Annotated in this window: 12 protein-coding genes; 1 reads left to right on the top strand and 11 read right to left on the bottom strand. The window is 64.4% G+C overall.

The features are described 5' to 3' along the window. Position 1: 1 nt before the first annotated feature. Together A2G06_06360 and A2G06_06355 are read right to left on the bottom strand one after the other, a co-directional pair. Positions 2–2,521, bottom strand: coding sequence for an ABC transporter permease (locus tag A2G06_06360; GenBank protein ANA40006.1), 2,520 nt, complete (start codon positions 2,519–2,521; stop codon positions 2–4). Next, positions 2,518–3,216, bottom strand: coding sequence for an ABC transporter ATP-binding protein (locus A2G06_06355; protein ID ANA40005.1), 699 nt, complete (start codon positions 3,214–3,216; stop codon positions 2,518–2,520). The genes A2G06_06360 and A2G06_06355 overlap by 4 nt, the downstream gene beginning before the upstream one ends. Before the next feature lie 122 nt (positions 3,217–3,338). On the opposite strand from A2G06_06355, the gene A2G06_06350 reads away from it, so the two are divergent. Further along, positions 3,339–4,526: a histidine kinase gene (locus A2G06_06350; GenBank protein ANA40004.1), complete on the top strand. Its 1,188-nt coding sequence runs from the start codon at positions 3,339–3,341 to the stop codon at positions 4,524–4,526. Between the two features lie 6 nt (positions 4,527–4,532). Here A2G06_06350 and A2G06_06345 read toward each other — a convergent pair whose 3' ends face one another. From A2G06_06345 to A2G06_06305, 9 genes are all read right to left on the bottom strand, one after another. Beyond that, positions 4,533–5,699, bottom strand: a complete 1,167-nt coding sequence (locus tag A2G06_06345; protein ID ANA40003.1) for an aldolase — start codon at positions 5,697–5,699, stop codon at positions 4,533–4,535. 116 nt (positions 5,700–5,815) lie between these two features. After that, positions 5,816–7,555, bottom strand: coding sequence for an aldehyde:ferredoxin oxidoreductase (locus A2G06_06340; GenBank protein ANA40002.1), 1,740 nt, complete (start codon positions 7,553–7,555; stop codon positions 5,816–5,818). A 69-nt stretch (positions 7,556–7,624) separates the two neighbouring features. Continuing rightward, a complete protein-coding gene (locus A2G06_06335; protein ID ANA40001.1) occupies positions 7,625–8,278 on the bottom strand; it encodes an HAD family hydrolase in 654 nt (217 codons plus the stop codon). 121 nt (positions 8,279–8,399) lie between these two features. Then, on the bottom strand, positions 8,400–8,885 hold the full coding sequence (locus A2G06_06330) for a ferritin (protein ANA40000.1): 486 nt from the start codon (positions 8,883–8,885) through the stop codon (positions 8,400–8,402). A 146-nt stretch (positions 8,886–9,031) separates the two neighbouring features. Next, positions 9,032–10,594: a glutamine-hydrolyzing GMP synthase gene (guaA, locus tag A2G06_06325; GenBank protein ID ANA39999.1), complete on the bottom strand. Its 1,563-nt coding sequence runs from the start codon at positions 10,592–10,594 to the stop codon at positions 9,032–9,034. Next, positions 10,591–12,066 carry an IMP dehydrogenase gene (locus A2G06_06320; protein ID ANA39998.1) on the bottom strand — a complete coding sequence of 492 codons (1,476 nt, stop codon included), beginning with the start codon at positions 12,064–12,066 and terminating at the stop codon, positions 10,591–10,593. Before A2G06_06320 ends, guaA begins: the two co-directional genes overlap by 4 nt. 130 nt (positions 12,067–12,196) lie before the next feature. Continuing rightward, the gene (locus tag A2G06_06315) at positions 12,197–13,261 is read right to left on the bottom strand and encodes a hydrolase (protein ID ANA39997.1); all 1,065 of its coding nucleotides are present in this window, start codon (positions 13,259–13,261) and stop codon (positions 12,197–12,199) included. Between the two features lie 57 nt (positions 13,262–13,318). Next, on the bottom strand, positions 13,319–13,819 hold the full coding sequence (locus A2G06_06310) for a hypothetical protein (protein ID ANA39996.1): 501 nt from the start codon (positions 13,817–13,819) through the stop codon (positions 13,319–13,321). Beyond that, positions 13,819–15,159, bottom strand: coding sequence for a tRNA-2-methylthio-N(6)-dimethylallyladenosine synthase MiaB (locus A2G06_06305; GenBank protein ID ANA39995.1), 1,341 nt, complete (start codon positions 15,157–15,159; stop codon positions 13,819–13,821). Before A2G06_06305 ends, A2G06_06310 begins: the two co-directional genes overlap by 1 nt. Positions 15,160–15,358: the final 199 nt, after the last annotated feature.

Below are 15,358 nucleotides of genomic sequence, written 5' to 3'. Positions count from 1 at the left end.
GCTACTCATCCTCCTTGAAGGCAAGGGCCGGGGGGATGCGGGCGGTGATGAGGGCGGGCACGATCCCCGCCACGATCGCGGCGCCGACCGCCAGCACGATGGCCTGCCAGAAGATCGTCGGGGACAGGGAGAATTCCATTGTCCAGCCGAAGGACCGGCGGTTAATGGCAAAGATGAGGACAGCGGCCTGAAGGATGCCGAGCGGCAGCGACAGAAGCCCCGCCGTGAGCCCCACGAGCCCGGTTTCCCCGCAGACCACCCCCCAGAGTTCGGCCGGGGTGAGTCCCATGGCCCGCAGCACGGCCAGTTCACGCGCCCGCTCCACCTGCATGGCCATGAGGGCCGAAAGGATGCCGACCACGGCCACCACCACGGTCAGCAGGCGCAGCACGCCGGTGATGACGAAGGTCCGGTCGAACACCGCCACGGATGCCTCATACAACTCGCGGCTGGAAATAATGCTGACCCGGGCGCTGCCGCTGCAGGCGCGGGCCGCCTCGGCCAACTGCGCTGCGGAGATGCCCGGCGTCGCATACAACCCCATGCCGTCCACGCTCCAATCGTCCCAGTAGCGGTTGAAGGCGCCCCGGTCCATGGCCACGAAACCGCTGTCCGAGCCGTAATCGTAGAACACGCCGGCCACGGTAAAGTCCCGCTCGCCCCGGTCGGTCCGCAGCCGCACGGCATCGCCGAGTCCGAGACGGTGACGGAAGGCAAAGGGCTCGGACACGATGATCCCTTCGCCGCTGTTGAAGGACTGCCAGGCCAGGTCCGGCGTTCCCTCCTTGAGGCGAAAACCATCGAAGGTACGCCGGGGGATGCCGAGCACCAGCAGATCGGTCTCCCCTCCGGCCGACTGGATGGTGATCCTCCGGGTGGTACTGACCGCGGCGGCGCCCGGAACCGCACGGAGCCGCTCCACCAGGGCCGGATCCAGCGGCGGTTTGCCGCGCCCCGTGCCGGTGCCGGCGGTGGTCACGTAGATGTCGGCCTTGAGCCTCCCAGCCAGCCATTGCTGCACGGTGTGGCGGAAGCTGTCCACCATGATCCCCACGCCAATGGTGGCCGACACAGCCACCACCAGGGCAGCCGTTGCCACGCCGGTGCGGGAGAGAGAAACAACGACGCCCCGGGCGGCCATGTGGCCCAGGTTGCCGAAGAGCAGCCCCATGGGCGGTTTCATGGCGCGGGACACCAGGACCGTGCCGAAAGGGACCACCAGGGCGTACCCGAGAATCAGCGCGAAAAGCCCCGTGAACCCCGCCGCGAGCCCGCCGAATCCCGTTGCCAGGAGCAGTGCGCCCCCGAGCATGGCCACCAGCCCGGCAAGGGCCGCACGGGGTACGTGCCGACGGGTACGGGCCTCGATGAATGAGCGGGACAGGACGGCGCGCGGCGGCGCGGCAGTCGCCTCCAGGGCGGGCGGAACCGCTGCCGCCACAGTGGCCGCGATGCCCAGGAGACACCCCTTGGCCAGGGTTGCCGCCGAAAGCGCAACCTGCTGCACCTCCAGTACGAAGTAGAGGTCATTGATGGTGCGGGTGACGAGGCGGGTGAGCACCTCTCCCAGGGCGAGGCCGAGGGCGATCCCCGCGGCCGTGCCGATGAGGCCGGTCAGCAGGGCTTCGACGCAGACCTGGCCGAAGATTTCCCTGCGGGTGACCCCCATGGCCCGCATGAGCCCAATCAGGCGCCGCCGGCGGACCACGGCGAAGGTGGTGGCGTTGTAGATGAGGAACATCCCCACCAGCAGGGCCAGGAAACTGAGGGCGGTGAGGTTGAGGCGGAACGCCCGGGTCATCCGGTCCATGGCCCCGGCCCGGGCACCGGCCGGGATGAGCGTGGCCCCCGGAGGCAGGGCGCCCACCCCTTTCCCGTCGGTCAGGATCAAGTCGATGCGGGAGAGCCGCCCCGCCATGCCCAGGAGTTCCTGGGCCGTGGCAATGTCGGTCACCAGCACCGATGCCAGCCCCTGGCGGGCCAGCTCATCGCCGGCCTCCAGATAGCCGGCCAGCACCACGGAACGGGAAACGCCACCCACGTCGAGCCGGAGAGGTTTGCCCACTGCCGCGCCGACACGTTCCGCCGTCTCCCGCAAAAGCAGGCCCGTTGCCGGCGTTCCCATGAGGGCCGCCAGATCGACGCTGCCCCCGACCGGGGCGGTATGGGAGCGAAAGGGCGCCTCGGCCAGGGGATCGATGCCGATCAGGTGAAGAGTGGTGCCGGGACGGCCCGTGACCGAGACCACTCCCTCCACCACCGGAGCTGCCGGCCGGACCCCGCGCTCGATACGGATAATGCGGTAAAGATCCTCGTCGAGCCCCCGGGGCCCGCCCACGATCTGATGGCTGGCCTTCCCCGCCGCGGCCTCGGCGGCCAACTGAAAGGCCCGGTGCGCACTCTCGTTGGCCACGTCCACGGCAGTGACCACCGCCACCCCCAGGGCCACGCCGATGACCGACAGGAAGGCGAGCAGCGGATGGCGCAGCAGGTGTCGTGCGCCGGCGCGCCACAGAATCATGGCGGCGCCCCCCCGGCCATTCTCTCCTCCAGCAGGCCGTCGCGGATGCAGACCACCCGGTCGGCGAGGCGCGCCACCTCGTTGCTGTGGGTCACCATCACGAGCGTTGTGCCCCAACGCCGGACCAGATCTTCAAAAAGCGCCAGAACCTGGGCTCCACTCTCGGCATCCAGGTTGCCGGTCGGCTCATCGGCCAGCACCAGTGACGGCTGATGGACAAGCGCCCGGGCCACGGCCACCCGCTGCTGTTCACCACCGGACAACCGGTCCGGATAGCCTGCGGCCCGGTCACCGAGCCCCACGGCATCCAGCAGTTCCGCCGCCCGTGCCCGGCCCGCCCTATCGTCAGCTCCTGCCAGCTCCAGGGGGAGCAGCAGGTTCTCCAGTACCGTCAGGGTGGGAATCAGGTTGTAAAACTGGAATACGAAGCCGATCCGGTTCCGGCGGAACAGAGTCCGCTCCCGCTCGGTCATCCGGTTGATGGGAAGGCCGTCCACCTTTACCTCGCCCCGGTCGGGCAGGTCGATGCCGGCCATGAGGTTCAGGAGCGTGGATTTGCCCGAGCCGCTGCGCCCCAGGAGCGCCAGCCACTCACCGCGCGCAATCCCGAGCTCGGCTCCGCGCAGGACGATCCGCTCCCGGTCGCCCTCCCGATAGCTCTTGTGGATGTGGTCAAGCAGAACAAGATGGCCCATGAAAAACGCTCCGGGACAGGTAGTTTCGAAGATAATAGCACAGGGTGTAAACGGCTCAATTATTGTATATCAATATCAACTCACCCGTTGACGCAATCATGCAGAACCGCTAGAGTGGAGCGATGCTACCGGTGGCCGACGACAAGAAACATACCCCGCCCGAGACTACGCCAGCCAGCCATTTCGCGCCGGCCGAACGCGCCTCTGACCGCCAGGTGGCGGAGGTAAGCGAGCGGGTTCTCGTTGACCGGGCACTCGGCGCGCTGATCGAGGCATTGCCCGACTACATCCTCGTCCTGAACCGCGAGCGTCAGGTCGTGGCAGCCAACCAGCGGCTCCTGGAGGCCTTCGGCCTCACGGACATGGGTGCAGTCCTGGGCAAACGCCCCGGCGAAGCCTTCGGCTGCATCTTCGCCTCAGACGGCCCCGGCGGGTGCGGCACCGATCACCACTGCTCGGTCTGCGGAGCAGTCCGGTCGATCTTGGAATGCCAGGAGAACAATGCCCCCAGCTGCCATGAATGCCGCATTACCCTCAACCGCGCGGGTGGGCTTTCCCTTGACCTGGAAGTACTCTCCAATCCGGCCCAGGTGGACGGCATCCCCGTGACGGTCTGCATCATCCGCGACATCAGCGACCGCAAGCGGCGCAGCATCCTGGAGCGGGTGTTTTTTCACGACGTCATCAATACGGTGGGAGGGCTGCACGGCATCGCCGCGCTGCTGGCCGAAGGGAAAGGGATCTCGCCGGAGAAGGAAGCCGAGTACAAAGAGTGGATGGTGCACCTGTCGAACCGCCTCATCGACGAGATCAACCACCACCGCAAACTGCTTGCCGCCGAGAGGGGAGAATTCCGGCCCGACCTGGGCATGGTGGACGTGCAGCAACTGGCGCGCGAGGTTCAGGCCTTGTACGTGAACCACGACATTGCCCGGGGACGCAGGCTCGTGCTCGGCCCGCTGGCGGAACTGACCATCGTGAGCGATCTCCAGATCCTGCGGCGCATTCTCGGCAATCTGGTCAAAAACGCCCTCGAAGCGACGCCCGAGGGAGGAACCGTCACCATTGCCGCGCGCCAGGAAGGGGACGGGGTCAGCTTCACCGTTCACAATCCGGGCCTGATTCCGCCGGAGGTCCAGTTGCAGATCTTCCAGCGCTCTTTCAGCACCAAGGAGGGCACCGGCCGCGGCATCGGCACATACAGCGTCCGCCTCTTCGGCGAACGCTACCTGAAGGGCACCATCACCTTCACGAGCACCGAGCGCGAAGGCACCACCTTTACCGCCAGCTTCCCCAGGCAGATATCCTGAACCCGCTTACCCGAGCCGCTCTTCCAGCCGGCGGAAATACTCCCTGCGGCACCAGTTCTCCACGGCCACCATGGCCCGGAACGCGTCGGCAAAGTCCGTCTCTCCCACCGTAAAGACCCCGTGGCCATAGACCACCGCCTTGCGCGGACCCGCGATCGCCGGCGGCACCCTCCTGGCAAGCCCGCCGGCGCCGATCTCGCCCGCCACCACCGGCGTATCGCCGAGGAACCGCACCCGGTCGCACTCCTTCCAGCAGTCGGTAATGGCGCACCCTTCTTCCGCGCACTCCATGCTCATGATCACCGCGAACTTGGGGTGGCCGTGAAGGATGGTCGCAGCGCCGGTTGCCTCGTAAATCCGCCGGTGGGCCAGGAGTTCGCTGGAGGCGGTAATGCCGAAGGTGGATGAATTGTCCGTGGGGACCGGGTCGATGCAGCCGGCCAGGGAATCCAGGCTCGCCGCGGTCTGGGAGATGTAGATCACCTCGCCGGCACGGTATGAGATGTTGCCGAAGAAGGAATCCACCAGCCCCCGCTCAACCGTGTAGCGCCCCACCGTGGCGATTTCGTCGAGGATCTCGTCCCGCTCCGCCAAGGGACCGGGCCGGAACGCGAGCCCTTCATGCGTAAGCGGCCGGAGCCACTGGCTGCGGAACGCGGCAAAGGCCTCCGCCTCCCCCGGCAGGATGAAGCCGTGGTGAAGCACATCCTGGAGATACTTCACGAAGGTCGAATGAAACACCGAGGAATAGTTGATGTAGGCCTGTTCCACGGTAAGGGCACCGGTGGCCACGATCCCTACCCCTTCCACGACCACTCCCTTGCGGCTGCCAAGGAGGCGGGCGATAAGGGGAGCGGGATCGGCGCCAAGGTCGCTGCGGCGCAGAAAGGGGATATCGTGCAGAAAGGTCCGGGTTTCCGTGTCATGGGGCACGATGCACGACTCCCCGGCCGGGGCGCGGGCCACCAGGAAATCGGCAAAGGGGAGCGAAGGACAGGCCACCACCATGCCGAGGCAGGTGAGCCGGGACAGGACGTCTCCGGCAAGCCGGGCCAGGTCAGGGGCACCCTCGGCAATGAGGACGTCGTCCTGGGCTGCGATGGCTATGCCTTGGGCAAGGGCCGAGCGGTCGGCAATGAGTTTGTTCGTGTAGACAGATACCTGGTCACGCATATACTTACCCGTTTATTTCACTGCTACCGACAACCAATGCCGGCCAGCAAAAAATCGTTATTCGACAAGCAGATAAATAAGCATTGCTCACGTATCGGCTCAGGTCACCAAGGCAATCAGGGTTGCGTAAGCAGAAAGTCCGGATCAGCAAAGGTCCCTGCCGGCGTGAGCCCCCGAATCCGGTAGTACTTCTGAAGCTCCTCGTCGAACCGGGCACGGTCGATGGGGGGAATGTCGACCCCTTCGCCGCTGGAGCCGGGCTCCGCAAAAAACCTCGCGGGCAGACAATCATCCTTCACATCAAACCCGTTCGCACAGTTGTAGAACCGTTCGGTGAGACAGATCCGCCGCCCGATCTCCTTGAGGGACTGGGGCGTGTACTCGATGCCGGTTGCGGCGGAGAGCAGTTCGGCATATTCTTCCAGCGTTGCGCCGAAAAAGGAGAACTTGCAGGCCACCAGGGAGTCGATGGCGGCATTGGTGTCTTCGGCAATGGCAATGATCCGCGCCTTGCCCGAAAACGAGAAACGGTCGGTGGCCACGGGCTTGCGCAGAATCTCGTGGGAGATGGGATAGGCCCTCAGGTGACACCCCCCGCGATTGCTCGTACAGTAGGCAAGGGCCATGCCGTAGGCGCCGCGGGGGTCATATGCCGGCAACTCCAGCCCCTTGACCTCCATGGACAGCTCGGGGCGGCCCAATGCCCGGGCCGCGCGCCGCGATCCCAGGGAGAGCAACTCCCCGTCCTCCCGGCGAAAGGCCGTGTCGGCCAGCAGTCGCTGCACTTCCTCCCCGCCGGGGAAGCGGCCCCGGACCTCGCCCCAGGCCGAGAGCGTTGCGGCTGCGGAGATGGTGTCCATGCCCAGCTCGTTGCACAGGGTATTGGACTTGACGATGGCGTCGAGGCTCGCGATGCCATTCAATGCCCCGAAATGGGAAACCGTCTCGTATTCAGGGAGATGCTCGCCCCGGGGCGTGCTCTTTTTGCACTGGATGGGGCAGCCGTAGCAGCCGTCCTTTTTTGCCTGATAGGCGCTCCGGATGGCCGGGCCCGAATAGTTTGCCGATCCCTCGAAGACCGTATGGCGGAAGTTTTCCGTTGGGGCCATGCGCCGCTGGCGCATGAGGTCCACCAGGGCCGGGGTGCCGTACTCGGCAATGCCCAGTTCGCCAAAGATAACGGGCGAGGCCCGGAACAGGCGCATCACGTCCTGCCGCGCCCGGTCGAACCGCTCCCGATCCGCAACCGCCACGGGAATATCGCCGTTCACCACGACCGCCTTGAGCCCCTTGGCCCCCATGACCGCGCCAAGCCCTCCGCGCCCTACCGAATTGCCTTCGCCCATCATGATATTGGCAAAAAGAACCCCGTTCTCGCCGGCAGGTCCGATGGCGGCCACACTGCCCCGCCCTGACAGGGCCGCAACGGTTTCAGGCACCGTCCTGCCCCAAAGCTCGGGCACGTCCACAAACTCGACCCCGTCTGCCGTTACGACCAGGGCCACCGGCGTCTCGCTCCGACCGGACAGACGCAGAGCATCCACACCGGCGCCTTTGAGGCGCCAGGCGAACCGGCCGCCGGCGGAACAATCGTAAATGGTGCCGGTCAGGGGCGAGCGGGACACCACCGTGAGCCGGGCCGCCGTGGGCGCAGGGGTACCACACAGGGGCCCCGCGGCAAAGATGAGCGGCATGGCCGGGTCAAAGGGATCAAGGGTATGGAAACAGCGCATGAGACGGACCCCGAGCCCTCTACCCCCCAGATAGGCATGCAGGAGCTCAGCCGACAGATCCTCGCGCCATGCGGTGCGGGACGTGAGATCAATATTCAGAATTGCACCGGCCCAGCCAAGCATATACTTACCCGCTTACCATCGCTTTTGATTTACGCAATGAAAAATAGATACACTCACTGCAATTCATGCTCAGCTAAACAACGACAGGGCCACCAGGGCGTCATAGGAGTCGACCAGATAGTCGGCGTCGGCAATCTCGCTCAGTTCGCCATATCCCCAGGTACACCCCACGGTGGTAACGCCCGCCCCTTTGCCGGCGGCCACGTCATTGATACTGTCACCGATAATGACAGCCCGTTCCCGCGGCACGCCGAAGTCCGTCAACAGCTTCAGTACAGGCTCCGGCGACGGCTTGCGCGCGGGAAGCGAGTCCGCCCCCACGATCTCCTCGAACCAGTGCTCGGCCCCCAGGGCCCCGAGCACGCAGCGGCAGAGATCGACGTTCTTGTTGGAGATGACCGCCATCCGCTTGCCCTGCGCGCGAAACCGGGCCAGCGCCTCCAGGGCACCCGGATAGAAGGCCGTGCGCACCGCGATGTGTTCCCGGTTGTAGCCGAGGAAGAGCTCCAGCCCGCGCTCGATCTCGGCCGGTGCGGCGCAGGGCATGGCGCGCTCTACCAGCCGCCGCGCCCCCTGCCCCACCATGATGCGGACGGCATTGCGGGTGAGACGTTCCCGACCCAGGGCGGAGAGCATATGGTTCACGGCAGCGGTGAGATCGTCGAGGGAGTCGATAAGGGTTCCGTCAAGGTCGAAGATGAGAAGATCGATTGCAGGGGGCACGGCCGGGCTCCGTCATGTGATGTCGACTCACCACCTGACTATAATTGGTTTCCGTGCCCCACCGCAACAGAAAAGCCCGTCCGCTGCCGGACGGGCTTTGCAGCACCGGGCGCGCTCCGCGTCAGTACTCCTTGAGGTTGCTGAATTCGCCCCAGGCCAGATAGGTCTTGGGCTCCTGGACGAACGAGTAGATATTTTCAACAATGCTCAGGTGCTTCCGCTCCTCGTCGGCGAGCTTGAGCAGAATGGCGCGCGTGTCCTCCCGGTCCGCCTTGGCGGCCAGGTCCTCGTAAAACTTGATGCTTTCCTCTTCCTCTTTCACCACGTGCCGGTAGCCGTCCGGATCGCGCCGCAACTCCGCCACCAGATCGCGTTTGCCGAGCAGCGGCTTGAACACGCACAAAGCTTCATCCAGGGCCGTGAACTCGGTCGTGGCGGCATCGGCATCGCCAAGCACGGCAACGAGCTTGTCGTAATGCTCCTTTTCAGCCGCGGCCAGCAATCCGAAGATGTTCCTCAACTCTTCCACCGGCGCGGCAGCCGCCAGTTGGCTGTAATGGGCGGCTGCCTCTTCTTCCATCCTGAGAGCGCAGTCGATGATGTTCATATTCAAGCCCCCTTTCCATGAAGTGACGTACACCTATCTACCTACTGAAAGCATACCAGATTACTCCGTTTTTTCACGAAACCCGGGTGGACAAGAACGGCCTTAAAATAAAAAAGGCGCCATTGCCGGCGCCCCTTATGGTGCATCTATTCCCACTCGATGGTGGCGGGAGGTTTGCTGGAGATGTCGTACACCACCCGGTTGACCCCCTTGACCTCGTTGATGATCCGGCCCGAGATGCGGGCCATGTCCTCGTAGGGCAAGGGGTACCAGCCCGCGGTCATGAAGTCCTTGGTTTCCACGGCCCGCAGGGCGATCACGTACTCGTAGGTCCGGCCGTCCCCCATGACCCCTACGCTCTTCACGGGGAGAAAGACGGCAAAGGCCTGGCTGATCTTGTCGTAGTGGCCAGCGGCGTAGAGCTCCTCGATGTAGATGGCGTCGGCCCGGCGCAGGATGTCGGCATACTCCTTCTTCACCTCGCCGAGGATCCTGACTCCCAGCCCCGGTCCGGGGAAGGGATGGCGCCAGACCATCTGGCGGGGCAGTCCCAGTTCCTCGCCGATGGCCCGCACCTCGTCCTTGAACAGCTCCCGCAGGGGTTCGAGAAGTTTGAGCTTCATGTACTCGGGAAGCCCGCCCACGTTGTGATGGCTCTTGATGTTGTGGGCCTTGCCGGTTTTGGCCCCGGCGCTCTCGATGACATCCGGGTAGATGGTCCCCTGGGCCAGCCAGGTGGCACCCTCGATGCGGCTCGACTCCTCTTCGAAGATCTCCACGAAGAGGTTGCCGATGATCTTGCGCTTTTTCTCAGGGTCGGCCTCGCCTGCCAGGGCGGACAGGAACCGCTGCTCGGCATCGACCCGGATCACCTTGACGCCCAGGTTCTCGGCAAAGGTGGCCATGACCTGGTCACCCTCGGCGAGGCGCAGCAGGCCGTTGTCCACGAAGACGCAGGTGAGCTGGTCGCCGATGGCCCGATGGATGAGGGCCGCCGCCACCGACGAATCAACGCCGCCCGAAAGCCCGAGGATGACCCGCTCCCGGCCCACCTGGGCCCGGATGCGGTTCACGGCATCATCGATGATGTGTCCGGGGGTCCACTGGCCGGTGCAGCCACAGATCTTGCGGACAAAGGTATCGATGAGGATCTCGCCCCGGGGCGTGTGATTCACTTCCGGGTGGAACTGGACGCCGTAAAGGTTGCGCGCCGTGTCCTGGATGGCGCAGACCGGCGCGTTGGCCGTTTCCGCCACCACCTGGAACCCCTGGGGCATCCGGGAGACGTGGTCGCCGTGGCTCATCCAGACCGGACTTTTCCCTTCCACGAAGAACCCTTCGAAAAGAGGGCCGGGCGTTCCCGCAGCCAGCAGGTCGGCATGGCCGAACTCGCGCTTGCCCGCGGGCACCACCTCGCCGCCGAAGTGGCGGCTCATGAGCTGCATGCCGTAGCAGATGCCCAGCACCGGCACGCCCAGATCAAAGAGCGCCTCTTCCACTGCCGGCGCCCCTTCCTCGTAGACCGACGTGGGCCCGCCCGAGAGGATGATCCCCTTGGGCCCGAAGGCGCGGATGGCTTCCAGCCCCATGTCAAAGGGGTGCAGCTCGCAGTAGACGTGGGCCTCGCGCACCCGCCGGGCAATGAGCTGGGTGTACTGGGAGCCGAAGTCCAGGATCAGGATTTTTTCAGTATGGATGTCGGTGCTCATCGAACGTTCTCGACCCGGTAGTTCGGGGCCTCCTTGGTGATCATGACGTCATGGACGTGGGATTCCTTGAGACCCGCGCCGGTGATCCTGATGAAGTGCCCCTTTTCCTGGAGCTCCCGCACGGTGCGGCAGCCGGTGTACCCCATGCCGGCCCGCAGTCCGCCCATGAGCTGATGGACGTTGGCGGAGAGCGGTCCGCGCAGCGGCACCATCCCCTCGATCCCCTCGGGAACGAGCTTCACTTCACTCTCCACATCGCTCTGGAAGTAGCGGTCCTTGCTCCCCTGCTTCATGGCGCCGATGGAGCCCATGCCACGGTAGCTCTTGTAGGCCCGGCCCTGGTAGAGGATGGTGTCGCCGGGCGACTCCTCGGTGCCGGCAAAGAGGGAGCCGATCATGATGACATCGGCACCGGCGGCCACGGCCTTGGTCACGTCGCCGGAGTACTTGACGCCGCCGTCCGCGATGAGGGGGACGTCGTACTTGCGGGCAACCTTGGCGCACTGGGCGATGGCGCTGATCTGGGGCACGCCGACCCCGGCCACCACGCGGGTGGTGCAGATGGAACCCGGTCCGATCCCCACCTTGATGGCGTCGACACCGGCCTTGATGAGTGCCTCGGCTGCCTCGGCAGTGGCGATGTTGCCGGCGATGAGCTCGACCCCGGGGAAGTTCGCCTTGACGGCCCGGATGGCATCGAGGACCCCCTGGGAGTGACCATGGGCCGTGTCCACCACGATGACGTCGACCCCGGCCTTGACCAGGGCATCAACACGGGCCTCCATGTCGCCGGAGGGGCCGACGGCGGCGCCGACCCGCAGGCGCCCCAGGGCATCCTTGCAGGCATTGGGGTATTTTCTGACCTTCTCGATATCCTTGATGGTGATGAGCCCCTTCAGGTTCTTCTCCTCATCCACCACCAGCAGCTTCTCGACCCGGGTATGCTTGAGGTGCTCCTTGGCTTCCTCAAGGGTGGTGCCGACCGCTACGGTCACGAGCCGACGCTTGGTCATGCGGGCGGAAATGGGAAGGTCCAGGTTGGTTTCGAAACGGAGGTCGCGGTTGGTGAGGATGCCGACCAGCTTGCCCTTGGAGTTGGTGACGGGAACGCCGGAGATCCGGTACTTCTCCATGATGGCCAGGGCCTCGTGGATTTTCTGGTTGGGCCGCATGGTGATGGGGTCCACGATCATGCCGGACTCGCTCTTTTTGACCTTGTCCACCTCCATGGCCTGCTCTTCGATGGTGAGGTTCTTGTGGATAATGCCGAGCCCCCCCTCGCGGGCCATGCAGATGGCGGTCCGCGCCTCGGTTACCGTGTCCATGGCTGCCGAGACGAGGGGAATGTTGAGGGTAATGTTCCTGGTCAGACGGGTGTTGAGGGAGACATCGCGGGGAAGGACTTGAGAGTGGGCGGGAACGAGCAGAACGTCGTCGAACGTCAGACCTTCCGGAATCAATTCATCTAACATCGCGGACTCCTTTTATGGTGGGTCTCAAAGTATTAACCGGAAAGGATAGTGAAGGGACCAGGATGAGTCAAGGGGAAAAACCGGGACCGGAGAACACGCTCCGTATACGGTCCCCGGCCCCGATGCGCGGTCAGAGGGGCGTGAAGTCACCCGCCATACCCGGTAACGCCGCCACGATCAGCCTCACCGCCTGTTCCAGGTCGGAGAGGGAGATGACCTCCACCGGCGTATGCATGTAGCGGAGCGGCAGCTTGACCAGAGCGGTGGCAACGCCGCCGCGGGAGATCTGCATGACGTTGGCGTCGGTGCCGGAGGCCCGGGGGATGCCCGTGTACTGGACAGCGATAGCCTCGCGTTCCGCCGTTGAGGAGAGCAGATCAAAGAGAGGCGGATTGATATTGGCCCCCCGGGGCAGGATCGGCCCCTTGCCGAGCTTGACCTCGCCGTTGTGCTTCTTCTCCACGTCGGGCTGATCAGTGGCAAAGTCCACTTCCACACAGATGCCCACGTGGGGATTGACGCTGTAGGCGCTGGTGGCGCCGCCGCGCAGCCCGATCTCTTCCTGCACCGACGAGACGCCGTACAGATCAACCGGCAGCTTCACCCCCGATTCGGCCACGGCCCGGAGCACCTCGGCCACCACGAAGCTGCCGGCCTTGTCGTCGAAGGCCCGGCAGGCGACCCGGTCGCCCAGCAGGCGTTCGAAGCCGGCGGCAAAGGTGACCGGGTCGCCCACGCGCACGTACTCCAGGGCCTCCTTCTTGTCGGCGGCGCCGATGTCGATGTACTGGGCGTCGAGGCGAACCACCTTCCGCCGGTCCTCCTCATCCATCAAATGGATCGGCTTCTTGCCGATGACGCCGGCCACCTCGCCTTTGGCCGTATGGATGCGAACCCGCTTCCCCGGCGTCAGGTGGGCGTCCACCCCGCCGATCGGCGCAAAATAGATGAAACCGTTGTCATCGATGTACTTGACCTGAAAGCCTATCTCGTCCGAGTGGCCGACCACCATCACCCGCGGCAGGTTATCCCCGCCGCCGCGAATGAGACCGATCACGTTGCCCATGACATCGGTCTTCACCTGCGCAAAGGGGGCTATGTAGTCGCGAAACACCCGTTGAGCCGGCTGTTCGTAGCCGGAAGGGCTGGGGGCCTCCACAAGTGTTTTGAAAAATTCCAGGGATTCCGGACGCATGAAAATCCTCCACAGAAGCGGGTCAGGGGCACGGGCCGGCCGGCCGTTGCCCGGATGTCACATGGGATACTTGCCGAGATCAGCGGGATCGAGGCCTTCGAGAAAATCGACGAAGCGGCGCTCGTCGGCCTCCGTGAAGCGGTCGCCCATGGCGCCGGCCGGGGCGGTGGTCTCCTCCATCAGATGGCGGGGAACCATGACCGGCAGGGCATGCTTGAGGGCGAGGACAATGGCCTCGGAAATGCGGACCGGCAGGCGCAGTTCCTCTGCCCCCACCATGAGCCGGACAGAGCAGATGAACTTGCCGTCCTTGCCGCCGTCAATGGCGATATCGAGCACCTCGGCCCCCAGATGGTCGAGCAGTGCCGTGAGCAGGTCCTTGCGCTCCCCCGAGGAAGAGGCGTCCCGCCTGATCAACTCCGCCACGATATAGAGGGTGTCGGTGCCGTTGATCCAGATGGGCAGCGTTGCTTCGCCGCGTTCATCCTTCAGGAGCACCACCGGCATCTGGGCGATGGAATCGAGGGCAAAGCCGTGGATGGTCATAACGATGTGCATTACCGTGCGCCCCCATTATCGGTGACGATCTCGCCCAGGAGCGAATTCTGGTAGTCCTGGGTGATGGTTACCTCTGCCATGGTTCCGATGAGCGCCGGACCGGCCGCGAAGTTGACGATCCGGTTACCGTCGATGCGGCCATAGAGCTGATCGCCCCGCTTGCTCACCCCCTCCACCAGGACCAGTTGGCGTGAGCCGACAAAACTGATGTTGCGTTCGCGCTTCATCTGCTGCTGGAGCGACTGGAGCCGGTCAAGGCGCGACTGCTTCTCCTTCCGGCTCACCGTATCCCGGATACCGGCAGCGGCCGTTTCGGGTCGCGGCGAGTAGATGAAGGAAAAGAGGTCGGCATAGCGCACCTCTTCCATGAGCGAGATGGTTGCCTGAAAGTCCTCTTCCGTCTCGCCCGGAAAGCCCACGATCATGTCTCCCGTGAACTGGATACCCGGCCGGGCAGCCTTGAGAGCCGCCACCTTTTCGAGGTACCCGGCCCGGGTGTACCCCCGGTTCATGCGCGCAAGGACCGCATCGCTCCCCGACTGGGCCGGCAGATGGATGTGGCCGCACAGCTTGGGTACCTCGGCGAAGCAGGTGATGAGCTCGGGCGAGATGTCCTTGGGATGTGACGTGGTGAAGCGGATCCGTTCGAGCCCTTCCACCCCGGCAATGCGGCGGATGAGCCCGGCGAACGACAGCTCTCCGTCGGTCTTGAGTCCGTAGGAGTTGACATTCTGCCCCAGCAGAGTCACCTCCTTGACACCCTCCGCGACGGCTTTCCGTACCTCGTCAATTATGTCGGATGAACGGCGGCTTATCTCGCGCCCCCTCACATAGGGGACAATGCAGTAGGAACAAAAATTGTCACAGCCTTGCATCACCGTCACGAAACGGGTGACACCGCCCTCCCCTCCGGTTTCGGGGAACAGGTCAAGCCGGGTTTCGTTGTCGATGAACCCCACCTCGGCCCGGCGCTCGCCCTGCTCGGCCGCCCGCACCATCTCGGGCAGCAGGTGGAGGTTATGGGTCCCGAAGACGAGGTCGAGCCATGGCACCTTCTGCAGCAGGCGCTCCCCCTCCTGCTGGGCCACGCACCCGCCCACGCCGAGCAGAAATCCCTTTTTCCTGCTCCGGGCCCCCTTGAACCGCCCCAGGTGCCCGTACACTTTCTGCTCGGCCTTGGCCCTCACGCTGCACGTATTGAGAATGACCAGGTCCGCCCGGTCCGGATCGTCGGTGGAGAGATACCCCACATCTTTCAGGAGCGTCGCGATCTTTTCAGAGTCGTTGACGTTCATCTGACAACCGAATGTTTCTACATATAGATACTTGTTTTCCGTCACGTAGCGCCTCTTTCCGGGTAACTCCCGCCTATAGTAAGCAATCGGGGCCTCGGACGTCAACCGCTATCGCCACCGGGCATCCGTTACGGCCATGTGACGTAATCCTGTCAATTGACCGAGGTGATTTCGCCATGTGGCGGACCCGACGCACGGCTGCGACGACAACAATACAGAAATACAGATATTTGCATTTCATATC

Source organism: Geobacter anodireducens, from assembly GCA_001628815.1.
In the GTDB taxonomy this organism is placed as follows: domain Bacteria; phylum Desulfobacterota; class Desulfuromonadia; order Geobacterales; family Geobacteraceae; genus Geobacter; species Geobacter anodireducens.
This window is presented reverse-complemented; position numbering and strand designations above follow the sequence as displayed.